Below are 22,171 nucleotides of genomic sequence, written 5' to 3' on the forward strand. Positions count from 1 at the left end.
CTGATTCGGGTGCCCTCAGCCGCCGAAGCGCTCGGTGCGGATGGTGGCGGGCCGGACGCCCGCATCGACCAGCAGGTCGGCGACCGTGCCGACGAAGGCGTTGCCGCCGCAGACGAAGCTGTGGCGCGGCATGCCGAGGCACTCGATGGCGGTGTCGATCATCACCCGGTCGATGCGGCGCCCCGCGGTCGGGCCCTCGCGGGTCAGCAGCAGCGTCAGGTCGAAGCCGGTCTCGTCGCGGGAGCGCGCCGCGAGTTCGCCCCGCGCGATGGCCTCGGCCGCCGAGCGCACCGAGTAGAGCAGCAGCATCGGCACGTGCGGCGCGCGCAAGGCGCGCTCGCGCACCATGGCGATGAGCGGCACCACGCCCGAGCCGCCGCCGACGAGCAGCACCGGGCCGCCCTCGGAGGCGCCCCAGGCGAAGGCGCCGACGGGCCCGCGCATCTCGATCGCATCGCCGACCTCGGCGATTTCGTCGAAGAAGCCCGAGACCTCGCCGTCGGGAAGCCGCTCGATCATCAGTTCGAGGCCCGCCGGATCGCCGGGGGCGGAGGCGATGGAGTAGCTGCGCTGCGCCTGATAGCCGTCGGGCGCGATCAGCCGCACGTCGACGTGCTGGCCGGCCCGGTGGGGGCCGTCGAGCGGCTCGAAGCGGAAGCTCTTCACCCGCGCGGTCGCGGGCGCGATCGCCCGGATCGTCGTGGAGCGCCAGCGGAAGGGATCGGCCACGGCCACCTGCGGAAAAGTCCTCAATCGCCGGTGAAGCGCTGCTCGCGCCATGGGTCGCCGTACATGTGGTAGCCGCGCAGCTCCCAGAAGCCGGCCTCGTCGCGTTCGGTGAAGCGCAACCCCTTCACCCACTTGGCGCTTTTCCAGAAGTAGAGATGCGGCACGAGGAGCCGCGCCGGTCCGCCGTGGTCGGGCTCGATCGGTTGGCCCTCGTAGAGGGTCGCGATCATCGCCTTGCCGCCCGTGAGGTCGGGGACGGGGATGTTGGTGGTGTAGTCGTCGTGGCCCTCGGCCAGGACGAAGCCGGTCGGCGCCTCCAGGCCCGCGGCGGCCAAGAGGTCGTCGATGGTGACGCCCTCCCATGCGGTGTCGAACTTCGACCATTTGGTGACGCAGTGGATGTCGCCGCCCCAGCGGGTGCGCGGCAGCGCCTGCAATTCGTCCCAGGTCCAGCTCGCGAGCGGGCGCGAACCCTGGCGCAGGGTGAAGCGCCAGCCCTCGGTCGCGACGCGGGGCGTCGGCCCCATCTGCAGCACGGGGAAGTCGTCGGTGAGGTGCTGGCCGGGGGGCAGCCGCTTGGCGATCTCCGCCGCCGGGGGGCGCCCCGTGAAACCGCGCGTCGCCATACCCTTCCTCCGCATGCCCTGGGCGACCCTTCAACGCCGTCGGCGGGTCGCGCGATCCTCGGAACCGTCTGGCACGGGAGAAAGGAGGCCGCAACGCGGGCGCGCTCCTCGTTCATCCGGGTTGGCGGCGCTGGCGACGAAGCGTAGAACGAGCTTCAGATCGCCCCGTACGCACGAATTCTACGAGCCGAGCCCCGTGAGCCGAGACCAGACCGCCGAGGCCGGGCGCCGCGCGCCCGAGCCGCCGATTCACGGCCCCGAGGGCTTCGCGGGCATGCGCCGCGCCGGGCGCCTCACGGCCGAGGCGCTCGACCTGCTGATGGAGGCGGCCCAGCCCGGCGTCACGACGGACGACCTCGACAAGCTCGCCTTCGAGTTCGGGATGGACAACGGCGCCTATCCGGCCTCGCTGTTCTACCGCGGCTACCGCAAGTCGATCTGCACCTCGATCAACCACGTCGTCTGCCACGGCATCCCCAACGACAAGCCCCTGCGCGAGGGCGACATCGTCAACCTCGACATCTGCCTGATCCTCGACGGCTGGCACGGGGATTCGAGCCGCATGGCCTATATCGGCGAGGTGCCGCGCAAGGCGCAGCGCCTGTGCGAGATCACCTACGAGGCGCTGATGCGCGGCATCCAGGTGGTGCGCCCCGGCGGCTCGACCAACGACATCGGCCGGGCGATCCAGACCTTCGCGGAGGCCGAGCGCTGCTCGGTGGTGCGCGATTTCTGCGGCCACGGGCTCGGCCGCGTCTACCACGACGCGCCGACGATCCTGCATTACGTCGAGGCGAGCTACGACGTGCCGCTGAAGGCCGGGCAGTTCTTCACCGTCGAGCCGATGATCAATCTCGGCCGCCCGGCCGTGAAGGTGCTGGCCGACGGCTGGACCGCCGTGACCCGCGACCGCTCGCTCTCGGCGCAGTTCGAGCACACCGTGGCGGTGACCGAGACCGGCTTCGAGATCTTCACGCTCTCGCCCAAGGGGCTCGACCAGCCCAAGCCCCAGGACTGAGGGACGGTCCTTACGACGCGCCGACCGCGATGGCCCGCCGGCCGCCCGATCCCGCCGCCGACCTGCCGGGGCTCGCCGAGGCGATGCCCGCGGAGGCGCCGCACTACCACGGCCATCGCGAGCGCCTGCGCGCCCGGTTCGCGGAAGCCGGGCCCGATGCGCTGCCGGATTACGAGCTGCTCGAACTCGCCCTGTTCCGGGCGATCCCCCGGCGGGACGTGAAGCCGCTCGCCAAGGCGCTGATCCGCCGGTTCGGCTCGTTCGCCGAGGTGCTCTCCGCCGAGCCGGCGCGGCTCGCCGAGGTCGAGGGCGTCAGCGCGGGGGTGATTTCCGATCTGAAGCTGATGGAGGCCGCCGGACGCCGCCTCGCCAAGGGCGCCATCGCGGCCCGTCCCCTGCTCGCCTCGTGGAGCGCTCTGATCGAATACCTGCGGGCGACGATGGCCTTTTCGCCCCGCGAAGAGTTCCGGGTGCTTTTTCTCGACCGGCGCAACCACCTCATCGCCGACGAGGTGCAGGGCCGCGGCACCGTCGATCACACGCCGGTCTATCCGCGCGAGGTGGTGCGGCGGGCGCTGGAGCTGTCCTCCACCGCGATCATCCTGGCGCACAACCATCCGTCCGGCGATCCGACGCCCTCGGGGCCCGACATCCGCATGACCCGCGAGATCGTCACGGTGCTCGACCCCCTCGGCATCGTGGTCCACGACCACGTCATCCTCGGCCGCGACGGCCACGCCAGCCTGAAAGGTCTAAAGCTGATCTGAGTCCCTGGTCATGGGATTCCAAAGGACCAAGTCCTTTGGCGGGGCACCGGGGCAGCGCCCCGGTTTCCCTTCAAACCAGGGCTTTGCCCTGGACCCACGAAAGGACTCGTCCTTTCGAAACCTTTGATTCAGCGTAGGCGGGCCGGATTGCCGACGGCGGTGCCGCCCGGCGGCACGTCGCGGGTGACGACGCTGCCGGCGCCGATGATGGCGTCGTCGCCGATGGTGACGCCGGGCAGGATCAGGGCGCCGCCGCCGATCCAGACATTGGCCCCGATGGTGATCGGGCGCCCGAATTCGAGCATCTGCCGCCGCTCGGCCGGGTCGCGCGGGTGGTCGGCGGTGAGGATCTGCACGCCGGGGCCGATCTGCGTCAGGTCGCCGATGGAGACCGCGACCACGTCGAGGATGCAGCAATTGAAGTTCAGGAACACGCCGCGCCCGAGGCGGATGTTGTAGCCGTAATCGCAGGTGAAGGGCGGGCGGATGTTGCAGCCCGCGCCGACGCTGGCGAACGCTTCCTCCAGAAGCGCCTGCCGCTCCGGCTGGCTCAGGGTGTTGGTCGCGTTATAGCGGTCCATCCATTCCGAGATGCGCCGATTGTCGGCGGCGATCTCGGGATCGTCGGCGACGTAGAGTTCGCCCGCCAGCATTCGCTGCTTCTGCGTCTTGGTCGTCATCCGAGGCCTTCCGTGTCGGGGATCCGAGGGGAGGGGCTTCCGTTGCCGGAAGCGATGCGTACATATGTACGCATCGTTTTGAAAAGCCAACCGCCGGAAGCCCGCTTGCCCTCCGCCTCGCGCCGCCACGATCCCGACCGCCGCGCCCGCATCCTGCGCGCTGCCCTCGACGTGGTGGCCGAGCACGGCGTCGCCGGCACCACGCATCGCAGAATCGCGGCTGCCGCCGACGTGCCGCTCGGCTCGATGACGTATCATTTCGAGGGGCTGGAGCCGCTCTTGAGCGAGGCGTTCACGCTGCTCGCCGACACGGTGGCGGCCCGCTTCACCGAGCGGCTCGCCGCGGCCTCGAACCGTGAAGAAGCCTGCGAGGCGGTGGTCGATCTCGTCGTGGACGAGAGCTGGGCAACGCCGCGCACCATGCTGCTCAGCTACGAACTCTACGCCTTCGCCGCCCGCCGCCCCGCGCTGCAAGCCGTCATGCGCGACTGGATGGACAAGAGCCGCGCGGCATTGGGGCGCCACTTCGCCCCGGAGACGGCCAAGGCGCTCGACGCGATGATCGAGGGGCTGTCAATCCACCGCTCGGTCGACCGCGCCCCGGCGGATCGGGAGGCGGTGTGGGCCATCGTCGCGCGGCTGGTGGGGTAGGGACGCCGGCCAATCCCGCCCATCCCCCTCATCCTGAGGCGCGGAGCGAAAGCGAAGCCTCGAAGGAGGGCTCCAGCGGATCGCGCGCGAGCTGGAGCCCTCCTTCGAGGCTCAGCCTTCGGCTGAGCACCTCAGGATGAGGGGGGATGGGACGAGGGGGTTGGAGGGTGTTGGCCTATCGCGGCGGCCCGTAGGGCGGGCGCGGGATCGCCCGGTGCGCGGCGCGCAAGGCCGCCGACCAGCGCTCGCGCAGGTCGTGAAAATAGGTCTCGCCGGCCTCGATCCGGTAGTTCACTTCGAGAGCGAGCGCGTTGCGGCGCAGGACCGCGATGTCGATGGGCAGGCCCACGCCGAGATTCGAGCGCATGGTCGAGTCCATCGAGACGAGGCCGACCTTCAGCGCATCGTAGAGGTCGGTCTCGAAGGTGACGGCGCGGTCGAGGATCGGCTTGCCGTATTTGTGCTCGCCGATCTGCAGGAACGGCGCGTCGCGGCTGCACTCGATGAAGTTGCCCGCCGAGTAGATCATGAACAGCCGCATCGGCTCGGCGCCGATCTGGCCGCCGAACAGGAACGAGACCTCCATGCGGAGGTTGGCCGCCTCGGCGCCGGCCTTCTCGATCTCGCGCACGCGGCGGATCGCCCGGCCGACGAGCTGGGCCGCCTTGAACATCGTCGGCGCGTCGCGCAGGCGCGGGGGCGGCCCTTCGGTCTCCTCGTCGTCCACGCCCTCGTGCAGCATGGACAGGACCGACTGCGTCATCGACAGGTTGCCGGCCGAGGCCAGCATCATCACCCGCTCGTCGGCGACGTTGAACAAGTGGAGCTTGCGGTAAGTCGAGATGTTGTCGAGCCCCGCATTGGTGCGGGTGTCGGCGATCATCACGAGCCCGTCCTCGACGAGCACTCCGACGCAGTAGGTCATGGCGGCACGGGGCCTTGCAGGAACGCTTGAGCCCGCCGGATGGCACGGCGCGGCCTTGCCCGGCAAGCCGATCTTTCGGGCAGGCCTCAGCCGCCCTGCGATTGGCTCTGCGTCTGTCCCTGACCTTGCCCCCGGCTGCGCTGCGCCTGTGCCCCGCCTTCGCCGACCTGCAGCGTCACGGTCAGCGTCTCGGTGCCGCCGCCGGTGCGGCTGCCGCGGATCGGGGCGGCGCCGAGATAGTCGAGGCCGGTGGCGACGCGGACATGCGCCTCGGTGGTCGAGAATCCGTAGGCCGGATCGAACCCGACCCAGCCGAGATCGGGCACCAGGGCTTCGGCCCAGGCGTGGGCTGCGTCCTCCTCCTCGTCGTCGCGGCGGACGTAGCCGGAGACGTAGCGGGCCGGGATTTCGAGATGGCGCGCGGCCGTGACGAAGACTTGGGCGAGGTCCTGGCAGACGCCGCTGCCCGCGGCGAAAGCCTGCGCCGCACTGGTGCTGGCGCTGGCCGGGCCGGGGACGAAGGCCACCGTCTCAGGCACGGCGGCGAGCAGGCGGTGCAGGATCGCCAACGGGCTGCCGTCGCCCTCGCCCGCGACGCGCTTGGCGAAAGCCTGGATCTCCGGGCTCGCCTCGGTCAGCGGCGTGTCGCGCAGGTAGAACAGGTCGGGCAGGCGCTCGACCGCGCCGCGGACGATGCCGTCGGTCTCGAAGGTCTCGACCTCGCCGGTCACCCGCACGGTCAGCGCGTCGGTGGGATCGTCCGCCGTGAACCAGTGGACGAGGTTGCCGTAGCCGTCCTCGCGCGCGGTCAGCCGCCCGTTCACGGAGGGCTCGATGCGCCACTCGCGCACGTGCTGCCCGTCATGGTCGCGCGGTGTCAGCCGCATGAGCTGGATCAGGCCGCGGGCCGGCTGCTCGTAGGTGTAGACGGTGTCGTGGACGATGCGGATGCGCATGCCGTGATGGTCCTGCCTCGGCGCCTTGCGGGCAAGCTAGAGCACGATGCGGAAAAGTGGAATCCGGTTTTCCGAAATCATCGTGCGGCTACAAAGAGCTATAGCGTGCTGCTGTTTCCGTGAAACAGCAGCACGCTATAGGGCGGGATGCGCGCTTTGGGAATCGCCTTGCGTGCCCAAAGCGTTGGCAGGACGGAGCTTATGCCCGTCTCACACCACCTGCGGCGGCACGGGGCCGAGCGGCGGCGCAGCGGTGCCGGTCGAAGCGGCGTTGTAGCTCGCCACGAGGTCGCGCGCCTCCGCCTCGCTCGCGGCGGCCGGGGGCGAGCCCCACATGCTGGAGCCGTTCGGCTCGCGGATCGCCAGCACCGACGCGACGCCGATCGCGCCTGCGATCATCAGGTAATAGGCCGGCCAGTTGAGGTCGCCGGTGAAGGCGACGAGCGAGCCCACCACCAGCGAGGTCGTGCCGGCGAACAGCGAGACCGAGACGTTGAAGGCGATCGACAGCCCGGTCGCGCGGATGTTGGTCGGAAACAGCGCCGGCAGGGTCGAGGGCATGGTGGCGGAAAAGCAGATCAGCAGCAGGCCCATCATCAGGAGGCCGGTGAACACCGCCGACTCGCTCTGGCTGCGGATCAGCAGGATCATCGGCAGCGCCAGCACCACGAGGCCGACCGCGCCGGCGAGCGCGAACGGCTTGCGGCCGAACCGGTCCGACAGGTGCCCGACCAGCGGGATCGCCAGCAGCGCGATCACCATCACGACGATCTGGAGGACCTGCGAGGCCGTGGCCGAGATGCCGCCGCTGCCCTGCATCGTCGGCAGCGTCTGCGTCACGTAGGTCGGCATGTAGGCCGTCAGCATGTAGTTCGGCACGTTCCAGGCCAGCACCAGCCCCATGCAGACCAGAGCGTAGGGCCACAGGGCGAAGACGTCGCGGTAGCTCTGGGTCGCGCGCGCGCTCTTCTCGCGCTCCTCGGCCTCCTGTTCGAGGGCGGCGAAGGCCGGCGTCTCGGCGAGTTGCGAGCGCAGATACAGGCCGATCAGGCCGAGCGGCAGGGCGAGGAAGAACGGCAGGCGCCAGCCCCAGTCGAGCAGCTGCTGCTCGGTCATCGCGATGTGGGCGAGCGTGACCACGATGGCGCCGAGCAGGTAGCCGGTGAAGGTGCCGAACTCGAGCCAGCTGCCGAGGAAGCCGCGCTTCCGGTCCGGGGCGTACTCGGCGATGAAGGTCATGGCGCTGCCGTACTCGCCGCCGGTCGAGAAGCCTTGCACGAGGCGGGCGGCGAGCAGCAGGAGCGGCGCCAGGAGGCCGATGCTCTCCTGGCTCGGGATGCAGCCGATGGCGAAGGTGCCGACCGCCATCAGGATCATGGTGGCGGCGAGCACCTTGTTGCGGCCGATCCGGTCGGCCAACGGCCCGAAGAACGCCCCGCCGAGCGGCCGGATCAGGAACGCCACCGCGAACAGGCCGAAGGTCGCGATCTCGCCCATCGGATGGGAGAGGTTGGAGAAGAACACCTTCTGGATCACCGGCTCGAAGAAGGCGTAGACGCCGAAATCGTACCATTCGGCGACGTTGCCGATGGAGGCCGCCGAAATCGCCCGGTTGACCGTCGCCGGCTCGGTGACGGTGCAGTCGGACGGTTTCCACTCCTTGTCGGATTCGACGTGCTGCGACAGCATCCCTCGGTCTCTCCGTGGCGGTCCGGGGCGATCGTTCGGGCTCGTCGGGACGGTGGCGATGCGGGTACGCCCGCGCGGCGGGCGCGCGCCCGGCCGCCGCCATCCTCCCGAGGAGCAGCGCCCCGACTTTTGATTCATGAGGCGTGCAGCCTGCGCGAGACAGCCCTGCAGCCCTGCGCAGTTTGATCCGTCGTGACGATGGAGATTGTCGCGAAGCGACATTCTCTTGTGATTTACAGCGTGAGCAGGGGATCTGAGTCAGGCAATATAGGTGCGGTGCAACAAAAGCCGGTGCGACGACGGACGCGCGGCGGGGTTCGTGCTTCCCCCTCTCCCCGACCGATCCAGGGCTTGACCCGGATCGGCAAGCAAAGACCGAAGATGAGCCGGCCCGACTTCGGGCGGGGAGAGGCGATGCTTGTGCCGCCGTCGCGATCAGGCCGAAGCCACCATCATACCAGATACTGCTCGCTGATCGCCGCCCCGAGCGCGTTGTTCTCGCCGATGAAGCCCTGGATGAACTCGTGCAGGCCCGAGGCGAAGACGCGCTCGATGTCGGCGCTGCCGAGCTTCGCCCGCATCTTGCTGGCGAGCCGCTGGCTCTCGCCGCGGCGGCCGTAGGCGTCGGCGATGAGGTCGAGATGCTCGACCAGCATGCGGTAGCAGCTCGCCAGCGAGCGCGGCATCTCGTGGTTGAGGATCAGCAGGTCGGCCACCAGCAGCGGCTTGATGCTCTCGCGGTAGACCCAGTGATAGGCGTTGAAGGCCGAGACCTCGCGCAGGATCGTGGTCCACTGGAAGTAGTCGAGCGAACCGCCGACCCGCTCGGAGGCCGGCAGCAGGATCTGGTACTTCACGTCGAGGATGCGGGCGGTGTTGTCGGCCCGCTCGATCGCCGTGCCGGCCCGGGTGAACCAGTAGGCGTCGTTGCGCAGCATCGTCCGGTAGGCCGAGCCGTCGAAGGTGAGCGAGACGCGCTTCACCCAGTCGAGGAACTGCGTGAACTCCTCCCGGCTCAAGTCGCGGCCCTCGTAGGAGCGCAGCTCCAGCCACGCGCCGTTGATCGTGTCCCACATCTCGGTGGTGAGCGCCGTGCGGATCGAGCGGGCGTTCTCCCGCGCGGTGGCGATGCAGGAGCGGATCGAGGACGGGTTGGCGGCCGAGAAGGCCAGGAAGTTGCAGACCGTGTGCTCGTTGACCGTGTCGTAGAGCGTGCGGAACAGCTCCGGATCGCCCGCCGACAGGAGGGCCGAGGCCCACTCGTTCGATTCGCGCCCGCCATAGCTCGACGGCAGCGCCGCCAGCCGATGGGCCGCGTCGAGGATGCGGGCGAGGAAGTCGGCGCGCTCGGCGTAGCGCGAGAGCCAGTAGAGGTTGTCGGCGGTGCGGGACAGCATGGGCGTTCAGCTCGCGGGCGTGGTGGCGGTCGGCGTGGCATCTGCCCGGTTTCGAGGCAGAGGCCCGCGGCGCCCCACGGAAAAGTTGCTCAGCGGGTGGTCGGGATGCTCACGCATCCAGCACCCAGGTGTCCTTGGTGCCGCCGCCCTGGCTCGAATTGACCACGAGCGAGCCCTCCTTCAGGGCGACGCGGGTCAGCCCGCCCGGCACGATGCGGATCTCGTCGGCGCCGGCCAGCACGAACGGGCGCAGGTCCACGTGGCGCGGGGCGACGCCCGAGGCCACGAAGGTCGGGCAGGTGGAGAGCGAGAGCGTCGGCTGGGCGATGAAGTTGTCCGGCGCGTGCCGCAGCTTCTTGGCGAACTCGTCGATCTCGCGCTTGGTCGCGTGCGGGCCAACCAGCATGCCGTAGCCGCCCGAGCCGTTGACCTCCTTGACCACGAGGTCCTTGAGGTTGTCCATCACGTAGGAGAACGCCTCCCGCTCGCGGCAGCGATGGGTCGGCACGTTGTGCAGGATCGGCTCCTCGCCGGTGAAGAACTTCACGATCTCCGGCATGTAGCTGTAGACGGCCTTGTCGTCGGAGATGCCGGTGCCGACGGCATTCGAGAGCGTCACGTTTCCGCGCTCGTAGGCGTTCATCAGGCCGGGGACACCGAGCACCGAATCCGGGCGGAAGACGAGGGGATCCAGAAAATCGTCGTCGAGGCGGCGGTAGATCACGTCGACCCGGCGCGGCCCCTCGGTGGTGCGCATGTAGACCACGTCGTCCTTGGTGAAGAGGTCGCCCGCCTCCACCAGTTCGACGCCGAGTTTGTCCGCCAGGAACGAGTGCTCGTAGAAGGCGGAGTTGTAGCGCCCCGGCGTCAGCAGCACGACGGTCGGGTCGCGCGTGGCCGAGTGCGGCGCGAGGCTGCGGAGGGTCGCGAGCAGGGCATCCGGATAATTCTCGACCGGTGCGACGCGGTGGCGCGAGAACAGCTCGGGGAAGAGCCGCATCATCACCTCGCGGTTCTCCAGCATGTAGGAGACGCCGGAGGGCGTGCGGGCGTTGTCTTCGAGCACGAAGAAGTCGTTCTCGCCGGTCCTGACGATGTCGATGCCGGCGATGTGGACGTAGAGATCGTGCGGCACGTCGAAGGCGCGCATCTCCATGCGGTAATGCGGGTTGCGATAGACGAGGTCGGGCGGGATGATCCCGGCCTTGATGCATTCCTCGGCGCCGTAGATGTCGTTGATGAAGGCGTTGAGCGCGGTGACCCGCTGCTTCAGCCCGCGCTCCAGAAAGTCCCACTCGGGCTTGGTCAGCACGCGGGGGATGATGTCGAACGGGATCAGCCGCTCGGTCGATTCGTTGGCGCCGTAGACCGCGAACGTGATGCCGATGCGCCGGAACAGCATCTCGGCCTGGCTGCGGCGGGTGTTGAAATGCTCCGGGGAGGTCTTGTCGAGCCAGGCCTTGAGGATGTCGTAGGCCTGCCGCACGGCAGCCGGATCGGCTTGGCCGACCCCGCCCCCGTTCATCTCGTCGAACGCCGTGTGCGCCATCCGCGCCACCCCTCCCATCGTCTTCCGCCGTACCGGAGCAAGAGGCAGGCCACGGCGACGGTTGGAGCCATGCCCCGCCCGCCGGCCCTGCTTCCCGTGCGGCGACGTTTTGGGGGAACTAGAGCGTCGGCCCGAAAGGTGGATGCCGGCTTGCGGCAAAAGCCGATGCCGCACGGGAATCCACCGGATCAGGGGCGCAGGCCCGTCCCCGCGACGCTCGGAGGGGCGTGATTCAGCCCGCGCCGTCACCCCCTGCCAAAATGTCGGCGACGAAGGCCGGCACGGTCTCGCTCGCGGGCCCGAGGCGGGTCTTGGCGAACATCCCGGCATTGTCGGCGGCTTCCAGGTTCAGCGCGAGCGTCGGAATGCCGAATTCCCGCGCCTGCGCGGCGTAGCCCGCCGCCGGATAGACCGCCCCCGAGGTGCCGATCGCCACGAACAGATCGGACTTGAGCAGCGCATCCTCGATCGCGTCGAGATGCTTGGGCATCTCGCCGAACCACACCACGTCCGGCCGCATCCCGCCGGTCTTTTCGCAAGCCGGGCAGGGCGTCTCGACCGAAAGGTCTTCGCGCCACTCCCGGCTGGCGCCGCAGGCCGTGCAGCGCGCCCGCACCAACTCGCCGTGGATGTGGACGACCTCGCGCGAACCCGCCCGTTCGTGCAGGTCATCGACGTTCTGCGTGCACAGGAAAAGCCGCCCGCCGCGCGCCGTCAGCTCCGCTTCCAGCCGGGCGAGTGCCGCGTGGGCCGGGTTGGGCTCGGCCTTCACCGCGTCGCGGCGGCGCATGTTGTAGAAGTCGTGCACCAGCACCGGATCGGCGGCGAAGGCCTCGGGCGTGGCGAGCTTCATCGGATCGAACCGGCTCCACACCCCGCCGCGGTCGCGAAACGTGCCGAGCCCGCTCTCGGCGGAGATGCCGGCACCCGTCAGCACGAAGATGTTCTCGATGTTCATCGTGTCCCGGCGACGGCAATTCGCATTCGGCCCCTGGCCGATCCCGGCGACAGGCTGACGGAGATGCACCTGACCTGCAAGTCTCGTCCATCCGCTGTCTCGACCAAAACAGGGTGGCCGCGCGGCTATTTCGGCGACAGCGTTTCCAGCTCCGGGAACGGCGTGAATGGCGCCTTGCAGCGCTGGTCGGAGTCGTCGGCGTATTTGTTGATGGTGACCGACATGCCGCTCGGTCCCTCGACGACATCGCCCGAGATACCGCGGTTGCGAACGCCGGTGACGTCGTTGGCGACCGTTACCTTGACGCAGACGGGATTGATCCCGGCCTCCCGCGGCGGAACGCTGATTTGGGCGCTGTTGTAGTAGCGCTTGCCGACCAGCCAGTTGTCCACGCCGAGGGCGTTGCTGCGCGCGACCAGTCTAGCGAAACTCAGCCTGATTTCCTGCTCCCGGGACTTCGTCTGGTCGGCGTTGAAGGGCACGAGCGGCGTCGAGGCGCAGCCGCCGAGGAACGCGGCGGCGACGCCGAGAGGGAGCATTTTCCGGAGCACGGGAGGCAGCCTGACGAGAACAGATACGCCCTGGTACCATGTCGCCCTGATTGCAGCTGTGGCCGAACGGTTGCGGACAACAACATTCGATAAAAGCTGCCGTTTCGCTCGGTGCCGCCGCTGCCTCGTTGCCCGTTAAGCCGCCACCTTCTGCGCCAGCACCTTGTCGATCCGCCGTCCGTCCATGTCGACCACCTCGATGCGCCAGCCTTGGGCCTCGATGACATCGCCCTCGGTCGGGATGCGGCCGAGATGGACGATGAAGAAGCCGGCGAAGGTGGAAAAGTCGTCCGAGCGCGGCTTGTCCGTGAAGCCGAGGCGGTCGAAGGCGTCGCCCGCCGGCATCATGCCGTCGATGAGGAGCGAGCCGTCCTCGCGCTCGACCACCATCTTCTCCTCGCCGGGCTCGGGAATCTCGCCGGCCATGGCCTCCAGGAGGTCGGTCTGGGTGATGATGCCCTCCAGGCTGCCGTACTCGTCCACGACGATCGCCATGCGCACGGGCTTGGTCTGGAACATCTCCAGCACCTTGAGGATCGCGAGCCCCTCGTGGACGACGATGGGCTCGCGGGTCGCGGCCTTCACGTCGAGCGGCTTGCCGTCGAGGAACTGGTCCAGCAGGTCCTGCTTGCGCAGCACGCCGACGACGTCGTCGATCTGGCCGCGGCTCACCACGATCTGCTCGTGGCGGCAGGCGCGCACCGCCTCGATCATCTCCTCCTGGGAATCGCCGAGATCGACCCAGTCGACCTCGTTCCTCGGCGTCATGATCTCGCGGATGCGCCGCTCGCCGATGGCGAGGATGCGGGCGACCGCGTCCTCCTGCGCCTCGTGCAGCAGGCCGGCCTCGTGGCTCGCGGTGACGAGCAGGCTGAGTTCGGCGGGCGAGGGGAGGTGGCCCTCACCCTCGCCGGGGCGCAGGCCGAGCAGCCGCAGCACGCCGTTGCCGAGCCCGTTGAGGAAGTGGATCGCCGGGCCGAACACCAGCAGGAAGATGCCGAGCGGGCGCACGATGACGAGCGCGGTGCGCTCGCTGCGCTGGAGCGCGAGGCTTTTCGGGGCCAGCTCGCCCAGCACGATGTGCAGGGTGGTGATGATCGCAAACGCCAGCACGACGGCGAGCGTGTGCGTGGTGACGCCCACCGCCATCGGCGGCAGCCACGCGAAGGCGGGCTCGATCAGATGCGCGAGCGCCGGCTCGCCGACCCAGCCGAGCGCGAGCGAGGACAGGGTGATGCCGAGCTGCGTCGCGGCGAGATGCGCGTCGAGCCGGTCGGTGGCGCGTTGCAGCGCCTTGGCGTTCAGCCGGCCCTCGTTGACGAGTTCGGCGATCCGGCTGCGCCGCACCGCCACGAGGGAGAATTCCGCCGCGACGAAGAAGCCGTTGGCGAGGACGAGGGCGACGACGGCCAGAAGACCGAGCGCCGAAGACCAGAGACCGTCGGAAATCGTGCCCTCCCGGGGCGATGCCGCATCGATGACCGCACCCATCGGCGGCAGGCTGCAATTAAGGCCGAAGCCGGGGGCGGGGGAAGGGGGCGCGGATCAATCCTCGGGGGGCGGCGGGCTGGCGCCATCTTTTCGCTCCCAGGCTTCGCCATCGACGGTGTAGGGACCGGGCGGAAGCCGATGCCGCTGCCCATTGCCGTGACGAAGGATTGATCGTGATCAAGCTGCCGAGGCTGCTTCGGCCGAAACGCCGCGACGCCGCGTCGGCCCAACCCTTCTTCGACGCGGAGTTCTACCGGACGGAATATCCCGACGTGGCCGCGGGCGGGATGGACCCGCTCCTGCACTATCTCGACCACGGCTGGCGCGAGGGCCGCAACCCGTCGGCCGTGTTCGCGACGCTCTACTATGCCGACCGCCATCTGCCGGACGGCGTGCCGGAGAACCCGCTCCTCCATTACGCCCGGCTCTCGGCCCCCGAGCGGCTGCGGGTGCCGACCCGGCCGGGGCCGGACGTTGTCGCGCTCCAGGCGGAGGTGATCGCGCCGTATTTCGACGCCCGCTTCTACGCCCGCGTCGCCGGGCTGGAGGAGGGCGGGGAAGACCCGCTTCAACACTACCTCACCAAGGGCTGGCGGCGCGGGCTGTCGCCGAACGAGGCCTTCGACGGCACCGCCTATCTCCAGGCCCACGCTCATGTGCGCCGCCTCGACGTCAGCCCGTTCTACCATCTCGTTTCGACACGGCGGCTGAATCCCTCCGCGGAAAACCTGCCCGAGCGGCGGGGAACGGGGGCGGCGGTCCGGCTCCCGGCCGATCCGGCGGACGCCACCGACGCGCAGGTCTACGAGGCGGTCGCCGCCGAATTCGACAAAGCGTATTACCTCGACCGCAACGCCGACATCCGCCATTCCGGCGTCGATCCGATCCGCCACTTCCTCGATTTCGGCGTGCGCGAGGACCGCGACCCGAACCCGCACTTCTCCATCCGCTTCTACCGCTCGCAGTACCGCCGCGAGATCGCCCCCGGCGTGAACCCGTTCTTCCACTACCTCGCGGTGGGACGCGAACGCGGCTTCAAGCCGAACGCCTACGGGCGCGGGCCCTGGCCGACGCAGGTCGCGCCGAGCGAGGACGAGTGGGCGCAAGCGCGGGCCGCCGCCGACCTCGCGGGGGCATCGGTCGTCCTGATCATGCCGGTCTACAAGGGCCGGGACGACACCCTTCGCGCGATCCATGCGGTGCTGAGCGCGCGCCAGGCGACGTCCTTCGCCCTCCTCGTGATCGACGATTCCAGCCCCGAGCCGGCGCTTTCCGCCGCGCTCGCGCAGCTGGCCGGGCGCGGCCTGTTCGTGCTCGAACGGAACTCTGAGAACCTCGGCTTCGTCCGCACCTGCAACCGCGGCCTGGAGCTGGCGGGGTGCCGCGACGTGGTGCTGCTGAACGCCGACATCGTCGTCTTCGGCGACTGGCTCGACCGCCTGCTCCGGCACGCCGCGGACGATTCCCGCATCGCCACGGTGACGCCGTTCTCCAACAACGCCACGATCTGCAGCTACCCGGTCTTCTGCATCGACAACCAGGCGCAGCTGGAGATCGGCCCTGCCGAGATCGACGCCTACGCCAAGGTCTGCAACGCCGGCACCCGCTCCCCCGTGCCGACCGGCGTCGGCTTCTGCTTCTACATGCGCCGGGCCGTGATCGACGCCGTCGGCCCCCTCGACGCCGAGACCTTCGGACGCGGCTACGGCGAGGAGAACGACTTCTGCATGCGGGCGCTCAAGGCCGGCTTTGCCAACGTGCTCGCCCACGACGTGTTCGTGTTCCACTCCGGCTCGGTCTCGTTCGGAGCGCTCATCGCCACCAAGGGCGCCGACATCTTCCGCACGGTGCTGACCAAGCACGCCGACTACCAGCGCCGGATCGAGACTCACATCCAGGTCGATCCGGCCCGCTTCGCGCGGCGCCGCCTCGACCATTACCGCTTCGCCCGCCGCGCGACCGCGGCGGCGGGCCGGCGCGTCGCGCTCATCGTCACCCACGATTTCGGCGGCGGCATCGAGACCCATGTCGAGGCGATGAGCGCGCGCCTCGCCGAAGCCGGGCTCGACGCGGTCTATCTGCGCACCGACGAACTGACCGGCCTGCGGGCCGACCTGCCGGAGGCGAGCGGCATCGACTTCCCGGCCTCGGTGCTGGAGCCGATCTCGCTTGCCCACGAGATCGATTTCGTCGCCGAACTGATCGCCTGGCTCGATCCGGCCCTCGTCCACGTCCACTCGCTCGTCGGGCTCGACTGGTCCTCGACGCTCGCCCTGATGGACCTGATCGCCGGCCTGCCCACCGGCTACGACGCGACGCTGCACGACTATTCGGCCGTCTGCCACCGCAACCATCTCGTGCGGCCCGAGGGCGTCTATTGCGGGCTGCCGGCGCCCTCGGTCTGCCGCACCTGCATCCGCCTCGACGACGAGCCCGAGACGCCGCCGCCCGACCCGGAGGCGCGCCACCAGGCCTGGGCCGGGTTCCTGCGGAGCGCGCGACGGGTCTATGCGCCCTCGCACGATCTCGCCGCGCGCATCGGGGGCGTGCTCGGTCTCGACCACATCACGCTGCGCCCGCACGAGGACCGGGTGCCCGAGCCCCCCCCGCGCCCGTCCCGGCGCCGGGACGGACCGCTGCGGGTGGCGGTGATCGGCTCGATCGGTATCCACAAGGGCTTCGACGTCGTCCACGACCTCGCGCTGGACGCGCAGCTGCGCGACTTGCCGATCGCCTACACCCTCATCGGGCATAGCAGCGTGCCCAAGGTGATGCAGGCCGTGGGCGTGCAAGAAACCGGCCCCTACGACGGCGCCGCGGCGGCCTTCGCGGAACTCGCACGGCTCGACCCCGACCTGATCCTGCTGCCCTCGATCTGGCCGGAGACCTATTGCTACACGCTCTCGCTGGCGCTCGCGGCCCGTGTGCCCCCGGCGGTGTTCGATTTCGGCGCGCAAGCCGAGCGGCTGGCGGAACTGGGCCAAGGGTTTCGTCTCGACCCGGCGCTGATCGGCGACCCGCAACGGCTCAACGCGGCCCTGCTGGCGTTGCCGCTCGACGCCTTGAGGGCCGAACAGCCGGCCTTCCGCCCGACGGTCTACCCGCGCATCCTGGAGGATTATTACGGCTTGCCGGGTCGAGATTCCGCGGAGGCGCGGGCCGGGGCGGAGCGGGAGCCGGCCTGAGCGATCGCCGGTTCCTTAACGTCCATTCATTTACGGACCCGCTCTCCCGGGGCTACAACGGTCGAGCTTGGCCGAGTCGCGCGCGGCCTCGTCCAGGCGTTCGTTGCAAGCCAAGGGGACTCCCATGACCACGCAGAACCTGACCGTGACCGCTCGCGAGCGTGACACGCTCCTGGCGGCGTTGCGCTACTACCAGTTCTACCGGATGCAGGGTCACCCGTTCGACCCCCGGAAGGACGACCTGATCGACACCATCGCGGCCACCAGCGGCGATGCCCTCGATCAAGCGGAGGTCGACGACCTCTGTGCGGGCCTGCGCGGCAACGTGCACGCGCTGGCCGCCACGGGCTGAAGCGCCCTTCGCGCCGGGAAAAGGGCTCAGGCGAGCAGCAGGGCGTTGAGGATCACGGCCGCACCCAGGCCGACGACGAACACCGCGGCGAGGAGGGGCGCGTCCGCGGTGGTCAACGGGAGGCTCCGCCCGCCGAGAAGCCGACGACGAGCGGCCGGCGGGCGTCGAACGAACGGGCCCCGGTCTCCGTGGTCTCGAGGCGGATGCTGACCGGACCGGCCCCGCCGGCCTGCGGCAGGCGATGGGTGAAGGCCTTGGTCTCAGGCTGAGCGGGCACCGCCTCGACCACCGAGGGCACCAGGGCGGCGTAGGCGCTGAGCACCGCACCGGCCGCCGCGATCTTGAACAGGTCCCGCATGATGTCCGCCCCTCTGAGCGCATTCCGACGAAGCGGACGCCGGTTCGTCGAAAGAATGCGCGCCAAAACAAGAACCTGGAGACGTCGGCCCGATGCGATCGGGCCGGATACGGCTCCAGGGCGGAGCCTTGTCGGCTCTCGTGTGAGGCTGAACCTAGGCTGGACAGATTGCCGAGGCATTGCGCCAGCGCACATGGCGCGCGGGCCGGGCCACGCCCGACGCAACATTTCCGAAACAGGCTGAATGAAACTTTTCGCCGGCCCGGCGCCGTATCGGGGCCGTCGCGAGAGGGCGAGATAACGCGCCCAGGGGGGCCCGAAAACCGAGGAAGTTTTCGCCGAGAGAGCAGGGGAGGGGGGTAAGAGGCAGGCCGGCCCTCAGCGCCGCATCTCGTCCTTGCGCATCGGCATGGCGTCGATGGTCGAGAACAGGCGTTGCGGCGGGATCGGCTCGGGCGACGTGAGCTTGGCCCCGCCATCCTTGCCGACCAGCACCGCCCGGAAGGCGTCCGCGGGTAGCCCGAGGGGCTTGCGGATCGCCACCGCCTCCGCGTCCCCACCCACGGCCTCGACGGTGACGAGATCGCGTTCCGACAAGCCCGTGCGGGCCGAGGCCAGCGCCTGACGCTGGGCCGCGAGCCGGGCGTCGCCTGCATCCGGCGCGGACACGACCAGCACCCGCGCCTTCCAGACATACCGCTCCAGCGGGTCGCCCGCCGCCATTGCCGCGCCTCCCATCGTCAGCGCCGCCAGCGCGACGCCCACAGCCTTCGTCCGCATCGCACCACTTCCGCATGATTGCCGGGACCGACGTGCGACCCATCTGCCCGGTTCCATCTCAATCCCGGAGACGCCCCATGACCGTCGTCAACCGCCGGATCGTCCTGGCCTCGCGCCCGCACGGCGAGCCGAAGCCGGAGCATTTCCGCCTGGAGGAGAACCGTGTGAACGCCCTGCGCGACGGGGACATCCTGCTGCGCACGCGCTTCCTGTCCCTCGATCCCTACATGCGCGGGCGCATGAGCGCGGCGAAATCCTATGCGAAGCCCGTCGAGATCGGCGAGACCATGGTCGGGCAGACGGTGAGCGCCGTCGAGGCGTCGAACAACCCGGCCTTCGCCGTCGGCGATCTCGTGCTGAGCCCGGCGGGCTGGCAGGACTATCTCGTCTCCGACGGAAGCGGCTTGCAGAAGCTCGATCCGGCGGAGGGCCCGCCGAGCGCCTACCTCGGGGCGCTGGGCATGCCGGGGATGACCGCCTATGCCGGGCTCCTCGAGATCGGCCGCCCGCAGGCCGGCGAGACCGTCGTGGTGGCCGCCGCCGCCGGCCCGGTCGGCTCGATGGTCGGCCAGATCGCCCGCATCAAGGGCGCCCGCGCGGTCGGCATCGCGGGCGGGCCAGAGAAGTGCGCCTACCTCACCGACACGCTCGACTTCGACGCGGCGATCGATCACCGCGCCCCGGACTTCCCCGAGGCCCTGGCGCGCGCCTGCCCGAACGGCATCGACGTGTATTTCGAGAATGTCGGCGGAGCGGTGTTCGATGCGGTGCTGCCGCTCCTGAACGACTTCGCCCGCGTGCCGGTCTGCGGCCTCGTCTCGGGCTACAACATGAGCGAGCTGCCGCCGGGCCCCGACCGCTCGGGCCTCCTGATGCGCAACGTGCTGACCAAGCGCCTGACGCTGCGCGGCTTCATCGTCTGGGATTTTGCGGAGCTGCACGGCGCCTTCCTGCGCGATGTCGGCGGCTGGCTGAAGGCAGGCCGCGTCAAGGCGCGTGAGGACGTGGTCGAGGGCCTGGAGAACGCACCGGGCGCCTTCATCGGCATGCTGAAGGGCGCCAATTTCGGCAAGCTGGTGGTGAAGGTATCGTGAGCCGTTTCCTCCCCCGCCGTCATTCCGGGGCGCGAAGCGAACCCGGAATCCACGACTGGGCACAACGCTTCGTGCAGCCGTGCATCACGGGTGGATTCCGGGTTCCGCTGCGCGGCCCCGGAATGACGGTGCGGAGGGTTTTTGGAGCAATCGGCATCTTGCTCGGCGCATCGAACAAAAGTAGAACAAATTTGCGGCGCAGTGGACCGGTGTGAAGCGGGCACAAGCGGCGCCGACGGCTTGCTCCGCGATGGCCGGACCGCCAAGGTCACGCCATCGCGGGCGAGACAAACAAGCCCTGTGAGATCGGATCGGATGGAGAGAGTGGGATGGCGGGCAGCGTCAACAAGGTGATCCTCGTCGGCAATCTCGGGCGCGATCCCGAGACCCGGCGCCTGTCCTCGGGCGACCCCGTGGTGAACCTGCGCATCGCGACGTCGGAGTCCTGGAAGGACAAGGCGTCGGGTGAGCGCAAGGAGAAGACCGAGTGGCACTCGGTCGTGATCTACAACGACAACCTCGCCCGCGTGGCGGAGCAGTACCTGCGCAAGGGATCGAAGGTCTACATCGAGGGCCAGCTCCAGACCCGCAAGTGGACCGACCAGTCGGGCGTGGAGAAGTACACGACCGAAGTCGTGCTCCAGCGCTTCCGCGGCGAGATGACGATCCTCGACGGGCGCGGCGGTGGCGGCGGCGGCGACTTCGCGGGCGAGGAGGACCAGGGCGGCGGCGGCCAGATCAGCCGCGGCGGCGACCGGGGCGGCGACCGGGGCGGACGCGACGATTACGGCTCGGGCCGCTCGTCGGGCGGCGGTGACCGCCGTCCCTCCGGCGGTGGCGGTGGCGGTGGCGGCAAGCCGAACTACGACCTCGACGACGACATCCCGTTCTAGAAACGGGTTTCGAAAGGAGCGGGTCCAGGGCAGAGCCCTGGCCGGCGGAGCCATCTCGGGGCGCTGCCCCGAGCCCCCGCCAAAGGACTTGTCCTTTGGGAACCAGGACATGAGTGACAGCGAAAGAGCCTGCCCGATCCTTGGATCGGGCAGGCTCTTTCGCGTCAGCAATCCAGCGTCGTGTCCCGCTCCCACTGGGTGAGGTGGCGGCAGTAGCTGTTCCACTCCTCGGTCTTGAGCTTGAGGTAGCTCGGCACGAAGGAGCCGAAGGCGTCGTTCAGCACGTCGCAGCGCTCCAGCGCCCGCATGGCGTCGAGCATGTTGAGCGGCAGGCGCTTCACGCCCTCGACCGTGTGGCCGTCGGTGTACATGTTGATGTCGAGGCGCTTGCCCGGATCGCGGCGGTTGCGGATGCCGTCCAGGCCCGCGGCCAGGATCGCGGATTGCAGCAGGTAGGGGTTGGCGGCGCCGTCGGCGAGGCGGAATTCCAGGCGCCCGCCATCGGGGATGCGGATCATGTGGGTGCGGTTGTTGCCCGTGTAGGTCACGGTGTTGGGCGCCCAGGTCGCGCCGGACGTCGTGCGCGGCGCGTTGATGCGCTTGTAGGAGTTGACGCAAGGATTTGTGATCGCCGCGAGCGCGTCGGCCGAATGGATCAGGCCGCCGATGAAGTGGTAGCCCTCCTGCGACATGCCGATTTCGTCGGAAGAGTCGGCGAACACGTTGCGGCCGTCGCGCCAGACCGAAACGTGGGCGTGGCAGCCCGAGCCGGTCAGGTCCATGAAGGGTTTAGGCATGAAGGTCGCGCGCAGGCCGTGCTTCTCGGCGATCGAGCGGGTCATGTACTTGAAGAAGGCGTGCCGGTCGGCAGTGACGAGGGCGTCATCGTAGTCCCAGTTCATCTCGAACTGCCCGTTCGCGTCCTCGTGGTCGTTCTGGTACGGCCTCCAGCCGAGCGACAGCATCGCGTCGCAGATCTCGGTGATGACGTCGTAGCGGCGCATCAGGGCCGATTGATCGTAGCAGGGCTTGATCTGCTTGTCGGCCATGTCGGCCGGCTCGGAGCCGCAGGGCGTGATCAAGAAGAACTCGCACTCGACGCCGGTCTTCATCTGCAGGCCGTCGCGGGCGGCGTCCTTGATCAGGCGCTTGAGGATGTTGCGCGGGCCCTGCTCGACGGGCTTGCCGTCCATCACGAGGTCCGCCGGAAGCCAGCCGACCTCGGGCTTCCAGGGCAGCTGGATCAGGCCTTCGGCATCGGGCACGGCCAGCAGGTCGGCATCGGCCGGGCTCATGTCGAGCCAGGTGGCGAAGCCGGCGAAGCCCGCGCCGTTCTTGCAGGTGCTCTTGATCGCCGCCGCCGGCACCAGCTTGGCGCGCTGCGTGCCGAACAGGTCGGTGTAGGAGACGAGGAAGTACTTGATGCCGCGTTCCTTGGCGGCAATCTCGAGATCAAGCGGCATGCTGATGTCCTCCCGTCGGTGAGCCGAGCCTCGCTCCAGGCCCCACATCCAAGAAAAAG

The 22,171-nt window shown here is 69.3% G+C and carries 21 protein-coding genes; 7 read left to right on the top strand and 14 right to left on the bottom strand.

The annotated features are described in order from the left end of the window. Positions 1–15: 15 nt before the first annotated feature. Positions 16–729 carry an FAD-binding oxidoreductase gene (locus ASG52_RS20510; RefSeq protein ID WP_286159122.1) on the bottom strand — a complete coding sequence of 238 codons (714 nt, stop codon included), beginning with the start codon at positions 727–729 and terminating at the stop codon, positions 16–18. 20 nt (positions 730–749) lie between these two features. Beyond that, positions 750–1,355 carry a sulfite oxidase-like oxidoreductase gene (locus ASG52_RS20515; protein WP_056247242.1) on the bottom strand — a complete coding sequence of 202 codons (606 nt, stop codon included), beginning with the start codon at positions 1,353–1,355 and terminating at the stop codon, positions 750–752. Positions 1,356–1,551: 196 nt separating this feature from the next. Between ASG52_RS20515 and map the strand changes: the two genes are divergently transcribed. Further along, on the top strand, positions 1,552–2,373 hold the full coding sequence (map, locus tag ASG52_RS20520; protein ID WP_056247243.1) for a type I methionyl aminopeptidase: 822 nt from the start codon (positions 1,552–1,554) through the stop codon (positions 2,371–2,373). A 29-nt stretch (positions 2,374–2,402) separates the two neighbouring features. Next, positions 2,403–3,140 (top strand): RadC family protein, encoded by a 738-nt coding sequence (gene radC / locus ASG52_RS20525; protein WP_056247245.1) that lies wholly within the window; start codon positions 2,403–2,405, stop codon positions 3,138–3,140. A gap of 128 nt (positions 3,141–3,268) precedes the next feature. Here radC and ASG52_RS20530 read toward each other — a convergent pair whose 3' ends face one another. Beyond that, positions 3,269–3,820 (bottom strand): sugar O-acetyltransferase, encoded by a 552-nt coding sequence (locus ASG52_RS20530; RefSeq protein ID WP_056247247.1) that lies wholly within the window; start codon positions 3,818–3,820, stop codon positions 3,269–3,271. 105 nt (positions 3,821–3,925) lie between these two features. Here ASG52_RS20530 and ASG52_RS20535 point away from each other — a divergent pair, with 105 nt between their 5' ends. Next, entirely contained in the window at positions 3,926–4,471 is a 546-nt protein-coding gene (locus ASG52_RS20535) for a TetR/AcrR family transcriptional regulator (RefSeq protein ID WP_056247249.1), read from the top strand. 175 nt (positions 4,472–4,646) lie between these two features. Here ASG52_RS20535 and ASG52_RS20540 read toward each other — a convergent pair whose 3' ends face one another. From ASG52_RS20540 to ASG52_RS20575, 8 genes are all read right to left on the bottom strand, one after another. After that, positions 4,647–5,396 carry a proteasome-type protease gene (locus tag ASG52_RS20540; protein WP_056247251.1) on the bottom strand — a complete coding sequence of 250 codons (750 nt, stop codon included), beginning with the start codon at positions 5,394–5,396 and terminating at the stop codon, positions 4,647–4,649. Positions 5,397–5,482: 86 nt separating this feature from the next. Continuing rightward, positions 5,483–6,352 (bottom strand): transglutaminase family protein, encoded by an 870-nt coding sequence (locus tag ASG52_RS20545; protein WP_056247253.1) that lies wholly within the window; start codon positions 6,350–6,352, stop codon positions 5,483–5,485. Positions 6,353–6,562: 210 nt separating this feature from the next. After that, entirely contained in the window at positions 6,563–8,041 is a 1,479-nt protein-coding gene (locus ASG52_RS20550) for an MFS transporter (protein WP_056247255.1), read from the bottom strand. Positions 8,042–8,493: 452 nt separating this feature from the next. Beyond that, the gene (locus ASG52_RS20555; protein WP_056247257.1) at positions 8,494–9,438 is read right to left on the bottom strand and encodes an alpha-E domain-containing protein; all 945 of its coding nucleotides are present in this window, start codon (positions 9,436–9,438) and stop codon (positions 8,494–8,496) included. A 109-nt stretch (positions 9,439–9,547) separates the two neighbouring features. Then, entirely contained in the window at positions 9,548–10,987 is a 1,440-nt protein-coding gene (locus ASG52_RS20560) for a circularly permuted type 2 ATP-grasp protein (protein ID WP_056247259.1), read from the bottom strand. Between the two features lie 232 nt (positions 10,988–11,219). Then, a complete protein-coding gene (locus ASG52_RS20565; RefSeq protein WP_056247262.1) occupies positions 11,220–11,945 on the bottom strand; it encodes an SIR2 family NAD-dependent protein deacylase in 726 nt (241 codons plus the stop codon). Between the two features lie 125 nt (positions 11,946–12,070). Beyond that, on the bottom strand, positions 12,071–12,484 hold the full coding sequence (locus ASG52_RS20570) for a hypothetical protein (RefSeq protein ID WP_056247263.1): 414 nt from the start codon (positions 12,482–12,484) through the stop codon (positions 12,071–12,073). 147 nt (positions 12,485–12,631) lie between these two features. Beyond that, positions 12,632–13,987 carry a hemolysin family protein gene (locus tag ASG52_RS20575; protein ID WP_286159123.1) on the bottom strand — a complete coding sequence of 452 codons (1,356 nt, stop codon included), beginning with the start codon at positions 13,985–13,987 and terminating at the stop codon, positions 12,632–12,634. 173 nt (positions 13,988–14,160) lie between these two features. Here ASG52_RS20575 and ASG52_RS20580 point away from each other — a divergent pair, with 173 nt between their 5' ends. Together ASG52_RS20580 and ASG52_RS20585 are read left to right on the top strand one after the other, a co-directional pair. Beyond that, positions 14,161–17,172 carry a glycosyltransferase family 2 protein gene (locus tag ASG52_RS20580; RefSeq protein ID WP_056247627.1) on the top strand — a complete coding sequence of 1,004 codons (3,012 nt, stop codon included), beginning with the start codon at positions 14,161–14,163 and terminating at the stop codon, positions 17,170–17,172. Between the two features lie 124 nt (positions 17,173–17,296). Next, a complete protein-coding gene (locus ASG52_RS20585; protein ID WP_056247265.1) occupies positions 17,297–17,524 on the top strand; it encodes a hypothetical protein in 228 nt (75 codons plus the stop codon). A gap of 112 nt (positions 17,525–17,636) precedes the next feature. Here ASG52_RS20585 and ASG52_RS20590 read toward each other — a convergent pair whose 3' ends face one another. Together ASG52_RS20590 and ASG52_RS20595 are read right to left on the bottom strand one after the other, a co-directional pair. Then, on the bottom strand, positions 17,637–17,882 hold the full coding sequence (locus ASG52_RS20590; protein ID WP_056247267.1) for a hypothetical protein: 246 nt from the start codon (positions 17,880–17,882) through the stop codon (positions 17,637–17,639). Positions 17,883–18,260: 378 nt separating this feature from the next. Next, positions 18,261–18,662, bottom strand: coding sequence for a DUF4174 domain-containing protein (locus ASG52_RS20595; RefSeq protein ID WP_056247269.1), 402 nt, complete (start codon positions 18,660–18,662; stop codon positions 18,261–18,263). A gap of 77 nt (positions 18,663–18,739) precedes the next feature. On the opposite strand from ASG52_RS20595, the gene curA reads away from it, so the two are divergent. Both curA and ssb read left to right on the top strand, forming a co-directional pair. Continuing rightward, positions 18,740–19,756 (top strand): NADPH-dependent curcumin/dihydrocurcumin reductase, encoded by a 1,017-nt coding sequence (gene curA, locus ASG52_RS20600; protein ID WP_056247271.1) that lies wholly within the window; start codon positions 18,740–18,742, stop codon positions 19,754–19,756. A 329-nt stretch (positions 19,757–20,085) separates the two neighbouring features. Beyond that, positions 20,086–20,649 carry a single-stranded DNA-binding protein gene (gene ssb / locus ASG52_RS20605; protein ID WP_056247274.1) on the top strand — a complete coding sequence of 188 codons (564 nt, stop codon included), beginning with the start codon at positions 20,086–20,088 and terminating at the stop codon, positions 20,647–20,649. A 164-nt stretch (positions 20,650–20,813) separates the two neighbouring features. On the opposite strand, the gene glnT is transcribed toward ssb, so the two are convergent. Then, positions 20,814–22,112 carry a type III glutamate--ammonia ligase gene (gene glnT, locus ASG52_RS20610; RefSeq protein WP_056247275.1) on the bottom strand — a complete coding sequence of 433 codons (1,299 nt, stop codon included), beginning with the start codon at positions 22,110–22,112 and terminating at the stop codon, positions 20,814–20,816. Positions 22,113–22,171: the final 59 nt, after the last annotated feature.

The sequence above is a fragment of the Methylobacterium sp. Leaf456 genome (assembly GCF_001425465.1).
Classification (GTDB): Bacteria; Pseudomonadota; Alphaproteobacteria; order Rhizobiales; family Beijerinckiaceae; genus Methylobacterium.